Source organism: Agrobacterium sp. S7/73 (genome assembly GCF_019355535.1).
GTDB lineage: Bacteria > Pseudomonadota > Alphaproteobacteria > Rhizobiales > Rhizobiaceae > Agrobacterium > Agrobacterium tumefaciens.
Genome location: NZ_CP072136.1, coordinates 238,590 through 257,522 on the forward strand (window position 1 = coordinate 238,590; position 18,933 = coordinate 257,522).

The 18,933-nt window shown below is 57.9% G+C and carries 17 protein-coding genes; 9 read left to right on the top strand and 8 right to left on the bottom strand.

Features of this window, described 5'->3' with window-relative positions; all coding sequences use genetic code 11:
• Positions 1–22: 22 nt before the first annotated feature.
• Positions 23–1,948: an autotransporter assembly complex family protein gene (locus J5276_RS01050; RefSeq protein WP_112153887.1), complete on the bottom strand. Its 1,926-nt coding sequence runs from the start codon at positions 1,946–1,948 to the stop codon at positions 23–25.
• A gap of 175 nt (positions 1,949–2,123) precedes the next feature.
• Positions 2,124–2,375, bottom strand: coding sequence for a YMGG-like glycine zipper-containing protein (locus tag J5276_RS01055; RefSeq protein ID WP_003492347.1), 252 nt, complete (start codon positions 2,373–2,375; stop codon positions 2,124–2,126).
• A gap of 371 nt (positions 2,376–2,746) precedes the next feature.
• Here J5276_RS01055 and hemA point away from each other — a divergent pair, with 371 nt between their 5' ends.
• Positions 2,747–3,964: a 5-aminolevulinate synthase gene (gene hemA / locus J5276_RS01060; protein WP_019566067.1), complete on the top strand. Its 1,218-nt coding sequence runs from the start codon at positions 2,747–2,749 to the stop codon at positions 3,962–3,964.
• Positions 3,965–3,999: 35 nt separating this feature from the next.
• Here the strand turns inward: hemA and dxr are convergent, their stop codons facing one another.
• A complete protein-coding gene (dxr, locus tag J5276_RS01065; protein WP_112155390.1) occupies positions 4,000–5,193 on the bottom strand; it encodes a 1-deoxy-D-xylulose-5-phosphate reductoisomerase in 1,194 nt (397 codons plus the stop codon).
• Positions 5,194–5,356: 163 nt separating this feature from the next.
• On the opposite strand from dxr, the gene J5276_RS01070 reads away from it, so the two are divergent.
• Positions 5,357–6,058, top strand: coding sequence for a phosphatase PAP2 family protein (locus J5276_RS01070; protein ID WP_065703394.1), 702 nt, complete (start codon positions 5,357–5,359; stop codon positions 6,056–6,058).
• 27 nt (positions 6,059–6,085) lie between these two features.
• Complete coding sequence (locus J5276_RS01075) at positions 6,086–7,342, top strand: FAD-dependent oxidoreductase (RefSeq protein ID WP_112155391.1); 1,257 nt, start codon at positions 6,086–6,088, stop codon at positions 7,340–7,342.
• Positions 7,343–7,348: 6 nt separating this feature from the next.
• On the opposite strand, the gene J5276_RS01080 is transcribed toward J5276_RS01075, so the two are convergent.
• Genes J5276_RS01080 through J5276_RS01095 form a run of 4 tightly spaced genes read right to left on the bottom strand, consistent with a single transcriptional unit; the run spans position 7,349 to position 11,246 of the window.
• Positions 7,349–8,275 (bottom strand): ROK family protein, encoded by a 927-nt coding sequence (locus J5276_RS01080; RefSeq protein WP_065703396.1) that lies wholly within the window; start codon positions 8,273–8,275, stop codon positions 7,349–7,351.
• A 3-nt stretch (positions 8,276–8,278) separates the two neighbouring features.
• Complete coding sequence (nagA, locus tag J5276_RS01085) at positions 8,279–9,445, bottom strand: N-acetylglucosamine-6-phosphate deacetylase (protein ID WP_065703397.1); 1,167 nt, start codon at positions 9,443–9,445, stop codon at positions 8,279–8,281.
• On the bottom strand, positions 9,442–10,464 hold the full coding sequence (locus J5276_RS01090; RefSeq protein ID WP_003516766.1) for an SIS domain-containing protein: 1,023 nt from the start codon (positions 10,462–10,464) through the stop codon (positions 9,442–9,444). The genes nagA and J5276_RS01090 overlap by 4 nt, the downstream gene beginning before the upstream one ends.
• Before the next feature lie 26 nt (positions 10,465–10,490).
• Positions 10,491–11,246, bottom strand: coding sequence for a GntR family transcriptional regulator (locus J5276_RS01095; protein WP_003516768.1), 756 nt, complete (start codon positions 11,244–11,246; stop codon positions 10,491–10,493).
• Between the two features lie 439 nt (positions 11,247–11,685).
• Here J5276_RS01095 and J5276_RS01100 point away from each other — a divergent pair, with 439 nt between their 5' ends.
• The 5 genes from J5276_RS01100 (at position 11,686) to J5276_RS01120 (ending at position 17,189) form a co-directional block, all read left to right on the top strand.
• Complete coding sequence (locus J5276_RS01100; RefSeq protein WP_003516769.1) at positions 11,686–12,867, top strand: Gfo/Idh/MocA family protein; 1,182 nt, start codon at positions 11,686–11,688, stop codon at positions 12,865–12,867.
• Between the two features lie 12 nt (positions 12,868–12,879).
• The gene (locus tag J5276_RS01105) at positions 12,880–13,764 is read left to right on the top strand and encodes a carbohydrate ABC transporter permease (RefSeq protein ID WP_003516771.1); all 885 of its coding nucleotides are present in this window, start codon (positions 12,880–12,882) and stop codon (positions 13,762–13,764) included.
• Positions 13,761–14,618, top strand: coding sequence for a carbohydrate ABC transporter permease (locus J5276_RS01110; protein WP_003516772.1), 858 nt, complete (start codon positions 13,761–13,763; stop codon positions 14,616–14,618). The genes J5276_RS01105 and J5276_RS01110 overlap by 4 nt, the downstream gene beginning before the upstream one ends.
• Positions 14,619–14,658: 40 nt before the next feature.
• Positions 14,659–15,891 (top strand): extracellular solute-binding protein, encoded by a 1,233-nt coding sequence (locus tag J5276_RS01115; RefSeq protein ID WP_003516773.1) that lies wholly within the window; start codon positions 14,659–14,661, stop codon positions 15,889–15,891.
• Positions 15,892–16,076: 185 nt separating this feature from the next.
• Positions 16,077–17,189, top strand: a complete 1,113-nt coding sequence (locus J5276_RS01120; protein ID WP_003516776.1) for an ABC transporter ATP-binding protein — start codon at positions 16,077–16,079, stop codon at positions 17,187–17,189.
• Positions 17,190–17,335: 146 nt separating this feature from the next.
• On the opposite strand, the gene J5276_RS01125 is transcribed toward J5276_RS01120, so the two are convergent.
• Positions 17,336–17,821 (bottom strand): hypothetical protein, encoded by a 486-nt coding sequence (locus J5276_RS01125; RefSeq protein ID WP_013636865.1) that lies wholly within the window; start codon positions 17,819–17,821, stop codon positions 17,336–17,338.
• A 243-nt stretch (positions 17,822–18,064) separates the two neighbouring features.
• Between J5276_RS01125 and J5276_RS01130 the strand changes: the two genes are divergently transcribed.
• Positions 18,065–18,928 carry a MurR/RpiR family transcriptional regulator gene (locus J5276_RS01130; RefSeq protein WP_003516783.1) on the top strand — a complete coding sequence of 288 codons (864 nt, stop codon included), beginning with the start codon at positions 18,065–18,067 and terminating at the stop codon, positions 18,926–18,928.
• The last annotated feature ends 5 nt before the right edge of the window (positions 18,929–18,933 follow it).

Consider the following 18,933-nt stretch of genomic DNA (forward strand, 5'->3'; position numbering starts at 1 on the left):
CTAGGGTGTTCGATGGCGGCGTTTAAAAAGACTGGCCGATGCCAGCATAAATGCCGAAATTGTTGCCACCATCATATTTTTCAAGCGGCATGGCGACATCAAGACGCAAAGGCCCAAAGGGCGTTGCGTAACGCAAACCAATACCGGCGCCAGCCCGGATATCGGAGAAATCAGGGGTTACGCTGTCGGATACCACACCCGCATCGATAAAGGGCACGATTCCGATCGTATCGGTGACCTTGATACGGGCTTCGATGGAGCCAACCACGTAAGAGCGGCCGCCAGTTGCATCACCGGCTGCATTATAGGGCGATATTTCCTGGTAGCTATAGCCGCGGACGGATCCGCCGCCGCCGGCATAAAAGCGCCTTGTGGTCGGTATGTCCTGCAGATTGCTGCCGCCGACGAGCACGCCGCCGGAAAGCTTTCCGGCCATGATCAAGCGATCTTCGGCGCCGAGTCCCTTATAACCCGAAATAGAGCCTTCAAAGGAGGAAAAGAAAGTGCCGTTCAGCGCTTCGTAGCTGGGCTTGGCGGCCACCGATGCACGAAAGCCTTCAGTGGGGTTGAGCTTGTCGTCGCGCGTATCGCGAACGAATTCCAGCGGTATGGAGGTGGTCAGATATTTGTTCTTGCCGAATGCGTCTTCGGTATCTGCCCACTGCACCTCGAGACCGGCGGCTGCGGTATCGGTGTCGTTCAGCTCATAACTGAAACCGGCGGCTCCCGTTATGGTCTTGGCCTCATAGGTATCGGGATGTTCGGTCTTGGCGATCAGGCTGGTCTTGAATGTGGTGCGCGGGTTGAACATGCCGGGCTTTGTGAAGGAGATGCCCGCCGAATAGTCCATACCTTCGACGCTCGATGCTTCGGCGATGCGTGAAACCGAACCCTCGATCCGCAGCGATTCCGCCTGCCCGAACAGGTTCCTGTGGCCCCAATACCCCTGGAGGCCAATGCCTTCCGTGGTGGAATATTGTGCGCCGACGCCGAAATAACGGTGCTTGCCCTCTGACACCTCGATGGTGAGCGGAATGGAGCCATCGCGTGACAGCGTTCCTGCTTCCTTGATTGTCAGGCTGGAAAAGACGCCGAGCTGGCGTAGCCGGTCTGCGGCCTTGCGCAGTTTTTCCGGGGAGTAGGGTTCGCCGCCATTGAGGCGCGAATAACGGCGGATGAAGTCGCCGTCGACGGTTTTTTCGCCGGTGACGGTGACCGCGCCGAGGTGTGCCACGGGGCCACCTTCGGCAGCCATGGTAATATCGACCGTGTTCGTCGCGTGGTTTGCAACGGCCTCGCGTTTCGTCAGCTTCGCAAGCGGGCGGCCTTCGGCTTTCAGATCATCGATCAGCTTGTTACCGGCGCGGATGATTGCCAGAGATCCGGCATCGCCGCCGGTGACGAGACCGTATTCTTCAAGGTTGCGGCCCGTCACATCACCCTCGAGCCTGATATTGCCGAGCGTGAAGACCGGGCCGGGGGTGACGGTTATGACCACGGGCACCGGAGCGGAGTGATCGAACACCGGATTGGGTGGCAGATCGTCCACATCCTTGCCGGCGACCGTGACCTTGACGATGCCGCCATATCGGGCGTTTTCGTAAAGCGCTGCGATCAGCCTGTCCCTGTCATCACGCGCCTTGATCAGGAGGCCGAGATCGCCGGAGGCCGGTTTGTCCTTGTCGGCCAGAAGAAGCGAGCTGTTTTCCAGGCTGTCTTTGAGAGATTTGTCTGCATCGGCAGCATTCAGCGTCACGGCATATTTGACCGGATTTATAACTTCGATCTCCGGTTCTTCCGAACCCCAGAGACGCACGCCGAACAGCTTGAAAGCAAAAGCATCGCGAGTAAACGCCGGGTACAGGGCGAACGTAACGGCAACCGCAAGAGCGGTGCCAGCTTTCCCATACGCAATACCTGTCTTCGGGTTAGTCCGTGTTCTTCGCATAAGCTGCTTTATGGTTGAGCATTTATTATGGCTCTGACCCGTTTCCTGTCCGTTAACAGTGCAGTTTAATCATAAATAAACGGCGTTGAGGACCCTTCGGACTGTGTTTTGCCCGCCTTAACGCAAAAAGCCCCGGATGACCGGGGCTTCTGTGCAACGGTATCTCGTGCAGCTATTAACGGCAACGCGCCGTGTAACGCTGACCGTACTGGTCGCGATAATAGCAATAGCCCGGTTCGGATGCATTGCCGATCAACGCGCCGCCAACGCCACCGATCGCCGCGCCCACTGCCGCGCCACGAACGTTGCCCGTGATAGCGCCGCCCAGGACCGCACCGGAAACGGCACCGATCGAAGCACCCTTTTCAGTCTGCGTGCAGCTTGCAAGCGACAGGCCGACCAGCGCAAATATGATTGCCTTTTTCATGAAACTCTCTCCAACGTTACAATGAGCTCTTCGGCTCGGTAGGCGTCCCATATTTATCTGCGGCGACTGCTACCTCCGACCGCCACAGATAACTAACAATTCGATACCGTTTAGGGAAGCCTCCTCTTTCAGGCGTTCTTCCGCGCGTAAATCGATTGCGTCCCAAACAACGGCGCCGTTTGAAAAAGGTTCCAAATTTCCGGGTTTTTTGATGTGAATCAATTTTGTACTTTTCATCGGCGTCTATAAACGGTTTATTGGAATGGTTCAAAACAACGGCGAATTGACGCAGACGTGGTTAAAGCAGCTCGCAAGGGTTGACGGTCCCGGTGTCGAGGCAGAAAACGATCTGGTCAATTCTGGAGCATGGCATGGACTTCGAGGCATTTTTTACGACGGAACTGCAGAGCCTGCATTCTGAGGGACGCTATCGCGTTTTTGCGGATATCGAACGCCAGCAGGGCAATTTTCCCCGCGCGACACGGTACAACGCCAATGGCGAGCGCAAAGACGTAACCGTCTGGTGTTCCAACGATTATCTGGGCATGGGCCAGAACCCCAAAGTCATCGAAGCCATGAAAGCCGCCATCGATCACTGTGGCGCGGGTGCGGGAGGCACCCGGAACATTTCTGGGACCAACCATCATCACGTCCTGCTGGAACAGGAACTTGCCGATCTGCACGGCAAGGAATCGGCGCTGATCTTCACGTCGGGTTACGTTTCCAACTGGGCGACACTCGGCACACTTGGCCAGAAAATTCCGGGCCTCGTCATTTTCTCCGATGCGCTCAACCATGCCTCGATGATCGAAGGCATCCGTTACGGCCGTTGCGAGCGGGTGATCTGGAAACACAATGATCTCGAAGATCTCGAGGCAAAGCTCAAGGCAGCCGATCCAAGCGCGCCGAAGCTCATCGCCTTTGAATCCGTCTATTCGATGGATGGCGATATCGCCCCGATCAAGGAAATCTGCGATCTTGCCGATCGTTATGGCGCCATGACCTATCTCGACGAAGTCCATGCCGTTGGCATGTACGGACCGCGCGGCGGCGGTATTGCCGAGCGCGAAGGCCTGATGGATCGCCTGACGATCATCGAGGGAACGCTCGGCAAGGCTTTCGGCGTGATGGGCGGTTATATTGCCGGGTCCACGGCGGTCTGTGATTTTATCCGTTCTTTCGCCTCCGGTTTCATCTTCACGACGGCCCTGCCGCCGTCGCTCGCTGCCGGCGCAATCGCCTCGATCCAGCATCTGAAGGCAAGCCCCTTTGAGCGCGCCCGCCATCAGGACCGGGTGCGCAAGCTGCGGGGGCTTCTGGATGCACGCGGCATTCCGCATATGGACAATCCCAGCCATATTGTACCGGTCATGGTGGGCGATGCCGCCAAGTGCAAATGGATTTCGGATATCCTGCTCGACAATCACGGCGTCTATGTGCAGCCGATCAATTATCCGACCGTGCCGCGCAAGACCGAGCGTCTGCGCATCACCCCGACACCGCTGCACACCGATGCCGACATCGAACAGTTGGTCGGCGCGTTGCACCAGCTCTGGTCGCATTGTGCGCTGGCGCGTGCCGTGGCTTAAGGCCGCAGTTCAAACAAGAGAAAATCTGGCCGCGTTTACGCGGCCTTTTCTTTGCTGGCGATCAGTTCCCGCGCGTGATTGCGGGCTTCCCCGTCCGCCGAAAATACGTCTTCGATGCTGTTGGCTGATCGGCCGTCATGCATGCGGTCCATGACCGTTTCGACGATTTCGGCCATATCGAGAAAACCGATGCCGCCTTCGACGAAGGCGTGAAAGGCGGTTTCTTCGGCGGCATTCAGAGCCGCGCCCTGCAAGCCTCCGCGCTCCAGCGCCGTGCGCGCCAGTCGGAGTGCTGGAAACCGGGTTTCATCAGGCGCTTCGAAATCGAGCCGCGCCAGTTTGGCGAAATCCAGGCGTTCGACATTGAGATTGCCGCGCTCAGGATAGGTGAGGGCATAAGAGATGGCGGTTCGCATATCGGGCGAGCCGAGCTGGGCGATATAGGAGCCATCCGTATAACCCACCATCGAATGTATGATCGACTGCGGATGAACGATCACCTCCACCTGCTCGGGCTTGAGATCGAAGAGATATTTCGCCTCGATCATTTCCAGCCCCTTATTGAACATCGAGGCGCTGCCGATCGATACCTTCAACCCCATCGACCAGTTGGGATGTGCGCGGGCGATATCTGCCGTGACATTGGCCATCTGCTCACGCGACCAGGTGCGAAAGGGTCCGCCGGATGCGGTGAGTACGATGCGCTCCACGGCCTGTTTGTGATCGCCCGTCAGGCACTGGAAGATCGCACTATGTTCGCTATCGACCGGGATCAACCTGCCACCGCCCTGTTTGACCGTGCGCAGGAAAACATCGCCTGCGGAAACGAGGCATTCCTTGTTTGCAAGCGCTATGTCTGCGCCGCGCCGTGCGGCTGTCAATGTCGGGGCAAGACCAGGTGTTCCGGCAATCGCTGCCATTACCCAGCCGGCCTCCATCGAGGCCGCTTCTTCGAGGCCGGATTTGCCTGCCGCAACCTCAATGCCGGTGCCGGCAAGGGTCGCTTTCAGCGCTTCGTATTTGCCATCCTCGGCGGTTACCGCAAGCTGTGCGCCGAATTCACGCGCCTGTTGCGCCAGAAGATCGATGTTTCCGGCGCCGGTGAGCGCCAAAACCTCGAATTGTCTGCGACCACCCAGCTGACGGACGACATCCAGTGTGTTCGTACCGATCGAACCCGTCGAACCCAATATCGTCAGCCTGCGTGGCATTTCACTGGTATCTGTCATCTTCCGTCCGTCGGTCGTTTCCGGTTGCCCGAAACCGATGCATAGTTTCTGGCGACATGCACTAGCCTCTACTCGTGAAAACCCGTCATAACAAGGACACAGCCGGGCTATTGTTTTTGCGGATGGCAAAGCCATATGCAAGAAAAACGATGAGAGAATATTGATGCGACGTTTTCTGGTTTCCAGCGGTTGGATTTTTGCGGCAAGCCTTGTGCTGGTTCTGGTCTTTATTCCTTTCGACCCACGCCTTTCGGAACATGCTCAAGCCCTGCCGGGAAGGATAGTTTCCTTCAATCGCTCCATTACCGATTTCGGTACTTTCAGCTGGATGCTTTATTCCACCGGCGCTCTTGCCATCCTTGCCTATGTCGGCGCGCGTGTCCTGCAGGCGCGGACCTATGCCGGCCGGCTGAGAACGGCATGGCGGCTTCTCGCTTACTTCTTCCTGACGATCGGAACGGCGAGCATATTGGTCCACACGCTGAAATTCCTGATCGGGCGGGCGCGGCCGGAGCTTTTTCTGGAAATGGGTGCCTATAGCCTCACGCCTTTTACCGGTGACAATCTTTATGAGAGCTTCCCGTCAGGCCATTCGACGGCTGCCGGGGCGTTTTTCGGTGTTTTCGCCATGCTGATGCCGCGCTTCCGCTGGGCGTTCCTGCTGCTTGCCCTTGTCATTGGTGTTTCGCGCGTCATCGTCGGCGCGCATTATCCAAGCGATGTGGCCGCCGGGCTGTTGCTTGGCATGTGGACGGCCATGGCCTTCGCCTTTATCTTTGCCCGGTCCGAAATGCTTTTCCGTTTCGATGCACATGGTTGGCCACAGCCGAAAAATGCAAACCTGCCGGCGACGGATGCACGATAGAGACGTTTAACGGACAGGGGGGCGGTGATGGAAGAAGCGAAAGTCGTGCCGGAGAATGACTGCAGGGCCGTTCAGCACATCCGCACGTCCGTTGTCGTGGCGGGTGGCGGGCCGGCCGGCCTGATGCTCGGCCTTTTGCTTGCCCGCAGCGGTATAGACGTAACGGTTGTCGAGAAACATGGAGATTTTCTGCGCGATTTTCGCGGCGACACCATTCACCCCTCCACGCTTGAACTGATGGAGCAGCTGGGTTTCGCCGAGGAGTTCCTGAGCCTCCCGCATACGCGTGCGCCACGGCTGAACGCAGTCATTGGCGGCGAGCGTATCACGATCGCGGATTTTTCGCGGCTGCCGGTCCATCATCGTTTCATTGCCTTCATGCCGCAATGGGATTTTCTCAATTTTATCGTCGGCAAGGCCGGGCAATATGAGAATTTTCGGCTGCTGATGAATGCGCCGGTAACCGGCCTGATCGAGCGCGACGGGCGTGTTGGTGGCCTCATGGTCAATACGCCGGAAGGCGCAATCGAGATCGCCGCTGATCTGGTGGTGGGCGCGGATGGCCGCAACTCCATCGTCCGCGAGGCGGCGGAGCTTGAAGTACAGCGCTTCGGCATCCCGACCGAGGTGCTTTGGATGCGCCTTTCGAGACAGCCGGGTGATCCGGCCGACACCATGGGCCATGCGGGTTCGCGGCAGGGTTTCGTGATGATCAACCGCGGTGACTACTGGCAATGCGGGTACGTGGTGCGCAAGGGCTTTTTCGCTGACATGAAGATTGAGGGGCTTGAAGCCTTCAGGAACCGGGTTGCGGAAATCTGCCCTTTCCCGCGCGAGAGGCTCGACGAAGTTACGAGCTGGGATGACGTGCATCTGCTCACCGTCCGTATCGATCGGTTGAAGCGCTGGTGGAAGCCCGGCCTGATCTGCATCGGCGATGCGGCCCATGCCATGTCGCCCGTCGGCGGTGTCGGCATCAATCTTGCCATTCAGGATGCGGTTGCCGCGGCCAATGTTCTGGTGCCGGTATTCACATCCGGCCGGACCATTGCCGATGACCACCTTGCCGCCATAGAGAAACGGCGATCCTTTCCAACCAAGGCCACGCAATTCTTGCAGCGGATGATGCGTGTCGGTCGCAAGAAAGAGCAGACGGAAACGGCGGAAAAGCCGAAAGGCCCACCCGCCATCGTTAGGGCGATCATGCGGTTTCCACTTTTTGCCCATCTGACCGGCAGGCTGGTGGGGCTGGGCTTTCGTCGGGAAAAGATCGAGACGGTGTGACGCGGCTTAAGCCGCGTTTACGATTTCCTTGGCATATTTCAGTCCAATAACGGCGGAACCAATCAGCCCCGGCTCGATCCGGCAAATGGCAGGCACGACGAGCGGCCTGTCGAAGCGCCTGAGAATGCGACCCCTGACGGCTTCGTCCAGAGCTGTCACGAGTTCCCTTGAATTCGAAAGCCCGCCGCCGACGGGCACGATGGTTGCGCCGGTGACATTGATCACCATCGCCAGCGGTGAGGCGAGAATATCAATGAGTACATCGATAGTTCTTGCGGCTTGCGCATCGCCTGCCTGCCAGGCGGCAATAATATCCTCACTGGTCATATCCTGCCCGTGAAGATGCAGATGCAGCTTTTCCATGCCGCGCGCGCTGCCGATCGCGTCGACACAGCCGGTGAGGCCGCAACCGCATTCGAATCGCGGCAGCGATACCGGTGGATTGCCGGCCAATGTCGCGGCCACTGGCCCATGTCCCCACTCGCCAGCGAAGCCGCCGTCGCTGTTGATGAGCTTGCCGTCAATCACCAGCCCGCCGCCGACACCTGTTCCAAGGATAACGCCGAAGACGACGCGATGTCCTTGTCCGGAGCCGATTTCCGATTCGGCGATCACGAAACAATCCGCATCGTTCGAAACGATAACAGGAAGGTTCAGGGCTTTTTCCAGATCGTCTTTTAACGTTCTGCGGTGAATGCTGGGAATATTGGCGACTGTCGCCTTTCCCGTATCAAGATCGATGACGCCCGCGATCGACAGTGATACGCAGTCGGGTGTGCCGCCGCTGTTGTCGATGACGGATTTCAAGCCGGCAGCGAAGTCTTCGAAGCTGGTTTTGGGCGTTGGTATACGCGGTACGGGGCGAATATCGTCCGGGGCATGGGCAATCGCGCCCTTGATGGTCGTTCCGCCGATATCGAAACAAACGATCATGGTTCAGACTCCGGAACGTGTGGCATCGTAGATTTTTTCTCCGCCAATCCATGTTGAATGCATCTGGAGGTCTGGTGTCAGCATCACGAAATCAGCATCGAAACCGGGCAGGAGTTTTCCCTTGCCGGAGGCGCCGATTGCCTGCGCCGGATAGGCGGATGCCATTCGCAAAGCTTCTTCCAGCGGCATTTCCATCTTCTCACGCATGAAACGGATGCAGGAGAGCATGTCTATATCCGCTCCCGCCAGCGTGCCGTCGGCCAACGTTAGCCGTCCACCGTTGCGATAGACGCGCCGGCCGTTCAGTTCGAAACCGTCATCATCCGTGCCGATGGTGGACATGGCGTCGGTGACAAGGAAGATGCGGGCCGGGCCATTCTTGGCGCGCAGCGCAATGCCGATTGCGGCCGGATCGACATGGAATCCGTCGGCTATAAGCCCGCAATGCAACTTGCCGTTCGAAAGTGCGGCCCCGACCAGCCCCGGCTCGCGGTGGCCAAGCGGGCTCATGGCATTGAAGAGATGCGTTACCATGGATGCGCCTGCATCAGCATAGGCCGTCGCAACATCGAGACCGGTGTCGGTATGGCCGAGGCTGACGACGATGCCGGCGTCGCTGAGTGCTGCAACCTGCTCGACAGTAACATTTTCCGGGGCAATGGTTGTCAGCACGAAGGGGAGTTCCGCCCTGCAGCCGGTTAGGACTGCGAGGTCGTCTATCTCCATCTTGCGGATCAACGCCGGATCATGCGTGCCCTTGCGCGCGACAGAAAGATGCGGCCCCTCGAAATGCAGGCCGAGGAAACCGGGCACATGCTGCTTGCCCGCGGCAATCCCCGCCTGCGCCGCCCTGAAAGTCACGTCCGACCGGTCGGTGATGAGCGTCACCATCAAAGCCGTCGTGCCGAACTGGGCGTGGGCGGAGCAGATGCGGGCAATGCCAGCCACATCCGGCTGGTTGTTGAACATGACGCCGCCACCGCCATTGACCTGAAGGTCGATGAAGCCCGGCGCGATCAACAGCCCATCTGTATCGATCACTTCGGCGTCGGCAGGCACGCTGTCCAGGACAGCGGCAACGCGCCCTTCGCGGATCAGGAGCACCTTGTCATCATGCCATTCGGCGCCATCGAAAATGCGGGCGCCGACAAATGCCTTTATGCCGCTCATTGGGTCTCAGTCACCTTTTTCAATGCCACTGGAGCATCCGGGTTGAAGCCTCTTGCGCGCGACAATTGCTCGATGAAGCCGTAAAACGGTGCGATAAGCAGCAATGCATCGGTCAGGGGATGGTTGGTTTCCACGAAGGGCAAGGGCTTGGCCGGGCTACCCTTGGCAGATGTGACGAAAACATTGGCGCCTTTGTGGGCAAGGCTTGCGGCAATATCCGTAACGGAGGTCTCGGCGCGGTCGCGCGCGGCAAAGGCGATTACCGGAAATTTCGGTGCGACCAGCGAAACCGGGCCGTGCATGACTTCTGCCGACGAATAGGCTTCCGCGTGCAGCTCGCAGGTTTCCTTGCATTTCAGCGCGGCTTCCGCGGCAATCGCAAGGGCGGGGCCGCGGCCCAGCATATAAAGTGAATCCTCACCCTTCACAGCCTCGCCAATATGGCTCCAGTCAAGTGCGATTGCCTTGGCGAAATTCTGCGGCAGGGTGCTGACGGCCTTCGCGAGCAGGCTGTCTTCCGTCCATTCGGCAAGGATGGCCAGACCGGCGACAATGGAGTTGACGAAGGACTTGGTTGCGGCAACTGCCTTTTCCGGTCCCGCCTGGATGTCGATGGCGTGATTGGCTGCGTCTCCAAGGGGGGAGGGCAGGGTGTTCACGAGGGAGAAGGTAAGCGCTCCGCCCTTGCGGGCACTTTCCGCCAAAGCGACGATGTCAGGGCTTTTGCCCGATTGCGATACGGCGAAGGCTGCCGCCCGTTCCAGCCGCAGTTTCGTCTGGTAGATCGAGGCGAGCGAAGGACCGAGAGAGGCGACTGGAAGCCCCGTCTGTAACTCGATCGCATATTTCAGGAAATGCGCGGCGTGATCGGACGATCCGCGGGCAATGGTGACGATAACGGCCGGGTCACGGGCTTTCAGCTTGTCTCCGGCCTGCCGGAAGTCGGCACTAGTATTGTCCAGCAGACGGGCGACGGCATCGGGAATCTCGTTGATTTCCTGGCGCATCAGGGTTGTCATCGTTTTCTGTCCTTGGTCGATGTGTTTCAGTCGGAGGTCATCGTCAGTTCGGCGACGAGGTCGTAGGCGTCGCTGCGATAAAGGGCGCGCGATATTTCCATGAGGCGGCCGCTTTCGAGATAGGCCATGCGCTGGACGGAAAGTGCAGCAGACCCGGGGGGAACCCCAAGCAGCATCGTTTCCTCATCCGTAAGGTTGCGCGCAGAGATGCGCTGGATGGCGCGGACGGGGCGAATATCGCTTTTCGCAAGCTCCTGATAAAGCGAGTTTTCCACCAGCTGTGGGTCCGGCAGAATATCGCCCGGCAGGCTCGTGACTTCGAGTGCGATCGGCTGGTCGTTGGCAAGGCGCAGTCGCGTCAACCGGGCAACCATGGCGGATTGGGAAAGGCCGAGAGCCATCATCTCGTCACCGGTCGGGTAAAACAGGCCTCTTTCAAGCCAGCGCGTGCTCGCCACCATTCCCCGGCGGCGCATATCCTCTGTAAACGAGGTAAGCTTGGTCAACGGCTGCTGCATACGGGTGATCGGTTTGACGACAAAGGTGCCCGACCCATGCCTGCGCACGAGAAGTCCGTCGCGAACGAGATCGTCCACAGCCTTGCGCACCGTGACGCGGCTGACGCAGGCGCTTTCGGCAATGTCGCGCTCGGGCGGCAGGGCATCGCCATGTTTGAGGCGGCCGCCATTGATGGCGTCTTCAATCGTCTGACGCAGTTTCAGGTAAAGCGGGCCGCCGCCTCCCGATTGCAGGTCGTCCAGATTAAGCGCTGCCCCGTTCATCCATAACCTCTGTCACAATCGATGTGGCGAATTCCGGCTATACCATATGCGTCACAATCGGCAATACCAAAATAGAACCATTAGTGGATTTGTACGATTAATCGGTGGTTTTTTCGATCATTTGCCGAATAATAAGGCCTCTTGCTTGAAATTTCTGCATTAACCAAAAAAAATTTCCGGCAATTGGAATTGCTATAGACGATTGGCATTTTTTTGGTATTGTTTTTGTATCAGTGGCTGACGGCGCTCTATCTTGCGCCTGTCTCCGCTGGGGAAATCGGTCTCCGGTCCTCACTAGGATTTGCGAGATCGAATTTAACTTGACCGTTATGAAAATTAATTTCATCGTGGCGGAAAATTATCGCAGATATCAGGATAACCAGCACAGAAATGGTTGCCTCTGCGAAAATGAATTACGAATGAACAGGGAACAAAGTTCATGAAGGTGGGAATTATCGGACTCGGATTCCGTCTCGGTTATCTGGGCTACGTTTTTCACGAGATCGACAAGGATTTCGAGATCGTCGGTTATGTCGATCCTGCCCCGGCCGGTCTGCCGGGTCTTGAGGAAAAGGGCATTTCGGCTGGCAAGGCCTATGACAGCCCCGAGGCGCTGATTGCCGGCGAGACATTCGACCTTTTGATGATCGGCTCACCGAACCATATGCATCTGGAGCATATCCGCATCGGGCTTGAAGCCGGTTGCACCATCTTCTCGGAAAAACCCATCGTCGTCAGCATCGAGGAAAGCCTCGAACTCGCCCGGTTGCTCAACAAGCATGGACATGAGCGGCTGCTGGTCGGTCTGGTCCTGCGTTACTCGCCGCTTTACCGCGATCTGCGCGCCGCGCAGGCCGAAGGCAAGCTGGGTGACGTCGTCTCCATCGAGGCTTCGGAACATATCCCGCCCTATCATGGCGCGTTCTTCATGCGCGACTGGCGGCGTTACGAGAACTATTCCGGCTCCTTCATGCTGGAAAAATGCTGCCACGACCTCGATCTCTATAATGGCGTGGTGGGTGCCCGGCCGCGTTTCGTGTCGAGCTTTGGCGGGCGCAAGAGCTTCACGCCTGCAAATGCTCCGCAAAATGACGGCATCAACGACATGGAAGTCTACCATCGCAAGCCGAGCGGCTGGATGGGTTCCGACAAGGTTTTCGACAGCGACGGCGATATCATCGACTACCAGACCGCGATCGTCGAATATGAAAATGGCGCATCGCTCGCCTTCCATACCAATCTGAACGTTCCCGACGATTTCCGCCGTTTCTGCGTCATCGGCGCCAAGGGCATGGCCGAGGGCGATTTCGTGCGCGGCTTCCTGAACGTGCACAATGCCCGCACCAACGAAAAGACCGTTGCCAAGACCTATTCGGCGGCAACCGTGCTCTCCCAGCATTATGGCGCTGATGAGCAGATGGCCGAGGACGTGATCAACCATGTCGTCAAGGGGACGCCCCTGCCGGTTTCCGCGCTCGATGCGATCGAGGCCGGTATTCTGGCGCTCGCCATGGACGAGGCGCGCCATGGCCGCAAGGTGGTCGATCTCAAGCCGGTGTGGGAGGAATATGATCTGGCACTCCACGGGCAGTTGAAGTCGCCCGCCGTGAAATCGGCTTAAGGGGGCGCTGCGATGGATGCGAAACGCAGCGCGGTCATCTTTGCCTGGCTTCTTCTTTTGCCGGCGCTTTTATACATCACTGTTATTGTTGCTTATCCGCTCGTCGATACCTTCATCCTGTCTTTCACGGACGCGTCGTTGAAAAAGACGACGAACTGGGTGGGTTTCATCAATTACGAGAAGATCTTCAACGAGACTTTCGCCGGGGTCATCACGCGGACCTTTATCTGGACGTTCTTTTCCGTCTCGATAAAGATGATCATCGGCACCTTCGGTGCGGTGTTGCTGAATTCGGCCGTTCCCGGTCGGGCCCTGTTTCGCATCCTGACGATGCCGCCATGGATCGTGCCGATGGCTATCGGCATCTTCATGTGGGGCTGGATGTATAACGGCCAGTTCGGCATGATTTCCGGTGTTCTCCAGAACCTTGGCCTGGTGGACGGTCCAGTCGCCTTCCTCGCCTATGGCAGCACGGCTTTCTGGGCGACCATCATCACCGACGTATGGATCGGCGTGCCGATGGTGACGCTTTATCTGCTGGCGGCAATTCAGGCCATTCCGCAAGATCTTTACGAGGCAGCCTGGACCGACGGCGCCAGCCGCACCTACCGCTTCCGCCGCATCACGTTGCCGCTGATGCTGCCGGCCATGATTACCATGTCGATGATCTCGCTGATTTCGACCTTCAATTCCTTCGACATCATCTGGATCCTGACACAGGGCGGACCGACGGGCCAGACGACGACCATGATCATCGACACCTACAAGACGGCGATCGGTTCCTACAAATACGGTGAGGGCGCGGCGCGTGCAGTGCTGATCTGCATCTTCCTGTCCATATTCACCTACTTCTACTTCCGCATCACCAGCCGTATCTCGCAGGAGACCAGCCGATGACCGACAAAAATGCGATGATCAACCGTTACAGATGGTATGAGATCGTCGGGATTTATTGCGGCATCGCCGTATTCCTGACCTTCGTGCTGGCGCCGTTTGTCGAAGGGTTTCTGGTTTCGCTGAAACCGCTCAGCCTGCTTTTTTCGTCACCGTACAAGTTTTGGCCGGAAAACGGCTCCTTCGAAGCTTATCGGACCATGTGGGTTAGCGTTCCCGGCTTTGCCCGCTACGTCTTCAACTCCTTCTTCATCTCGACAATATCGACCATCATCGTTCTGCTTCTGGTGGTGCCGGCGTCCTATGCTTTCGCGCGGTTCCAGTTTCGCGGTCGCGGGCAATTGCTCGGCGCGTTTCTGGCGATCAACATGTTCTCCGGTGCGGTGCTTCTGATCCCGCTTTACCGGCTGATGCGCAATATGGGCGTGCTGAACACCTATCTGGCGATGATCATTCCCGGCGCCGCCTTTTTGATCCCCACTGCCATCTGGCTTTTGCGAACCTACATGCTGCGCATTCCGCGCGAACTGGAAGAGGCGGCCTATGTGGACGGCGCGAGCTATTTCTATACCTTCCGCCGGGTGATCCTGCCGCTTGCGATGCCTGGCATCGCCGTCGTGTCCATCACCACCTTCATCGGTGCTTATGCGCAGCAGTTCATCTTCGCGCTCACCTTCAATTCCAAGACCGAATATATGCCGCTGCCCATCGGCCTGTTTGCCTATTTCGGTCGTCAGGAAGTCGTCTGGAATGAGTTGATGGCGGCCAGTTTCGTCGGCATTGCGCCGGCCATGGTCGTCATCTTCTTCATGCAACGCTATCTCGTCAGCGGGCTTACCGCAGGCGCGGTGAAATAATCAACAATAGGAACGACCACCAGAAAACGGGAGACTATCTATGGCACTGAAACATTACGGATTGGCGCTTTGCGCCTTCGCATTTGCCGGTTCCACTGCCCTTGGCACGGTGGCGGCACACGCCGCCGACAAGGAGATCAGCTGGATCTATTGCGGCGACAAGATGGACCCCATCCATGAAAAATACATCAAGGAATGGGAAGGCAAGAATGCCGGCTGGAAGGTCGTTCCGGAAGTCGTCGGCTGGGCGCAGTGCCAGGACAAGGCAACCACGCTCGCAGCCGCCGGCACTCCGGTCGCCATGGCCTATGTCGGTTCGCGCACGCTGAAGCAGTTCGCACAGAACGACCTCATCGTTCCGGTGCCGATGACCGAAGACGAAAAGAAGACCTATTATCCTAACATCGTCGACACGGTTACCTTCGAGGATACGCAGTGGGGCGTGCCCGTCGCCTTCTCGACCAAGGCGCTCTATTGGAACAAGGACCTCTTCAAGCAGGCCGGTCTCGATCCGGAAGTGCCGCCGAAGACCTGGGCTGAAGAGATCGCCTTTGCCAAGCAGATCAAGGAAAAGACCGGTGTCGCCGGTTATGGTCTGCCCGCCAAGACCTTCGACAACACCATGCACCAGTTCATGCACTGGGTTTACACGAATAACGGCAAGGTTATCGACGGCGACAAGATCACCGTCGACAGCCCGCAGGTTCTTGCAGCTCTGAAGGCCTACAAGGACATCACGCCTTACTCCGTCGAAGGTCCGACGGCCTACGAGCAGAACGAAATCCGCGCCATCTTCCTCGATGGCAAGGTTGGCATGATCCAGGCGGGATCGGGTGCTGCAACCCGCCTGCAGGAAACCAAGATCAACTGGGGTATCGCAACCCTGCCGCTCGGCCCTGAAGCCAAGGGTCCCGGCACGCTGCTCATCACCGACAGCCTCGCGATCTTCAAGGGAACCGGTGTCGAAGAAAAGGCGACTGAATTCGCCAAGTTCATCACTTCTCCCGGCCCGCAGGGCGAATACGAACTGCAGGGCGGCGCTGGCCTGACCCCGCTTCGTCCGTCGCCGAAGGTTGATGAGTTCATCGCCAAGGACCCCTTCTGGAAGCCGCTGATCGACGGTATCGCCTATGGCGGTCCCGAGCCGCTCTTCACTGACTACAAGGGCTTCCAGGACACGATGATTGAGATGGTGCAGTCTGTCGTTACCGGCAAGGCGACACCGGAAGATGCCGCAAAGAAGGCCTCTGCCGCTCTCGAGCAGTACAAGTAATCCACTTTTATACGGTTGCGGGCGCAGGTCGCCCGCAACCTCATAATTCGTTGCGAGAATACCCGCCGCTATGACGGCAGGAGCTTCTCGTGTGTTTTAACGGTTCCGATAAGGCGCGATTTTTCCGTGTCGCGGAACGTCTCTGAACGCAGCCTGATGTCGGCTGGTGACGGGAGAGGCAAGTTTTGGGTCAGCTTTATCTCAACAACGTCCGCAAGAACTATGGACATTTCGAAGTCATCAAGGGCGTTCAGCTCGACATCAGGGATGGCGAGTTCGTCGTTTTTGTCGGCCCCTCGGGATGCGGTAAATCCACATTGCTGCGCATGATCGCCGGCCTTGAGGATATTTCCGCCGGCGACATCGTCATCAACGGCGTGAAGGTCAATGACTTGCCGCCGGTTAGACGCGGCATCGCCATGGTGTTCCAGTCCTATGCGCTCTATCCGCATATGACGGTTTTTGAAAACATCGCTTTTCCCCTCCGAGTCGAAAAGATGGAAGAGGGCAAGATCAAGGAAAAGGTGGAGGCCGTCGCCAAGATCCTGCAACTCGACCAGCGCCTGCAGCAGCGTCCCGGCATGTTGTCCGGCGGCCAGCGCCAGCGTGTAGCGATCGGCCGCGCCATCGTTCGCGAGCCGAAGATATTCCTGTTCGACGAGCCGCTTTCCAACCTTGACGCCGCACTTCGCGCCGACATGCGTATCGAGCTCACCAATCTGCATCGGACGCTGAAGGCGACGATGATCTACGTGACGCATGACCAGGTGGAAGCCATGACCATGGCTGACCGCATCGTGGTGCTGAATGCGGGCGAAATCTCCCAGGTCGGCGCGCCGCTGGAACTTTACCACAAGCCCGCAAACCTGTTCGTCGCCGGTTTCATCGGCAATCCGAAAATGAATTTCCTGAAGGTCACCTGCAAATCCGTCAGCGCCGATGGTGTGACCGTGGAGTATGAGGGCCAGACAATCACCGTGCCGGTGGAGCCGCGCGCCGGTCTTGAAGGCACGCAACTGACGCTCGGCATTCGCCCGGAACACACCGGTCTCGAAACGGCCGACCTGAATATCAAGGTCGCGCCCAGCGTTATCGAGCGGCTGGGTGTGAATACGATCGCTTATGGCGTCGCGCCCACGGGTGAAAATTATTGCGCGCTTCTTTCCGGTTCTGCGCCTGTTGTCGTCGATGAAACCATCGTCACCGGTATCAAGGCGTCGGATTGCCATCTGTTTGATGAAAGCGGCACATCGCTCGAACGGCGTGTCGATCTTTCTGTCCTCAAACTGATACAATAAAGGGCGGGAACCGGGCCATGAAATCTGTCTCGCCATGCCCGGTTTTCTGCGACGCTATCGTTTTTGAGCGGCCTTCGTCCTCCAGACGAAAAAGCAACGCCGGGCTTTCGGCCCGGCGTTCAAATCGGTCTGGCAGGTCCGCTGGATCACGGCATGGGATTGGGCATGTATCCGGTGAAACCGCTGATTTTCCAGCGGCCCTCATGCAGTCGGCAATAATAGAGCGTCTGCCATTTCATGACGTCGAAGCTGCCGTCGGCCTTGCGAAGCCCGCCGTCGAACTTCTTGCGAACCAGCGCGGTCTCACCTTCCACTTCGATTTCTTCCAGCGTGGTGGTGGTGAAGATCGCGTTGCGCGGGTCTTCAGCGAATTGCTGGGTCTGGAAATCCTGCGCCTGTCGCAGCCATTCGTCGCGATAGGCGTCAAGCGAGGGGAAGGACAGGCGCCAGTTGTCCGGGTTTGCATCCCGGTTGGCGTTGATGCCGAGAAAGCCGTCCTTTACGAAATCATCCGCGACTTTCGACCAGTCGGCAGTGAGGAAGGCGTCGATATCCCGCGTTACCAGCATGTCCCAGATGGAGTGGCGGGCGACGTCTGTTTCGGGAAAAGGGTTTTTGAATGGGTCGCGCATGATTCAGGTCCGTTGTTGAAATTATTTTCAAGATTTGGATATTTCTCTGGCGAATATTGTTGGCATATGCTCATCTCGCAATCAACAGAGAAAATAATTTTCAAATCAAAGGTGTCCGGCGTGTCGTCAACGGGGCGAAACATGGTCGATTCATGGGTGTGTACGGTTGACGGGCGTCTCGGATTAGGGTGCATCGGAAACGGGGCCAAGCCTTAAGTTTTGGCGGAACGGAGACCGGTGAGCATGGATATTTTCGCAAAGATTCAAGACGACAGGGGACAGTTCTCGCAATCGGAGCGGCGGATCGCCGATATTCTGGTTTCGGACTTCGAGTTTGCGGTCAATGCATCGATCATCGAGCTTGCCGCCCGCGCCGAGGTTTCACCGCCAACCGTGACGCGGTTCTGCCGCCGTCTGGGTTGCCAGAGCTTTTCGGATTTCAAGGTCAGCCTTGCCAAGACCGCTTATGTCGGCATCCGCTACCTCACCTCGGAACCGACAAGCACAGGCCCGTCGGACGTCGCCGAGGAAGTGCTTGCCAAGGCGCAGGAGGCGCTTTTCCTGCTGCACAAGACGCTCGATCCCGCCCTCGCCGACGAAGCGGCCGTCCGGATTGCCAATAGCGGCATGATCTACGCGTTTGGAGCCGGTGGTAATTCCTCGATGATCGCCTCGGAAATTCAGAACCGGCTGTTTCGCCTTGGCCTGCGCGTTTCGACCAGCGCCGATCACAGCATGCAATTGATGATGACTGCCGCTGCGCGGAAGGAAGACGTCATCATCGGATCCTCCTTTTCCGGCCGCAACATGGAATTGGTGAAGTGCTTCAGGCTGGCGCGGGAAATGGGGGTCACCACCATCGCGCTGACCCAGAGCGATACGCCCGTCGCCTTGGCCGCCGATATGGTGGTGGCCGTCAACGTGCCTGAGGGAAACAATATCTTCCGCCCAACATCATCGCGTTATGCCTATCTGGCGGCGGTTGATGTTCTGGCGACGCTAGCTGCCTATCACCACCGGCAGCGGTCGATGGTGACCCTGCGGCACATCAAGCAGCAGCTTGTGGAGCATCGTGATCCGGACGACCGGCAATTGCTGGGTGACTAGAGCAT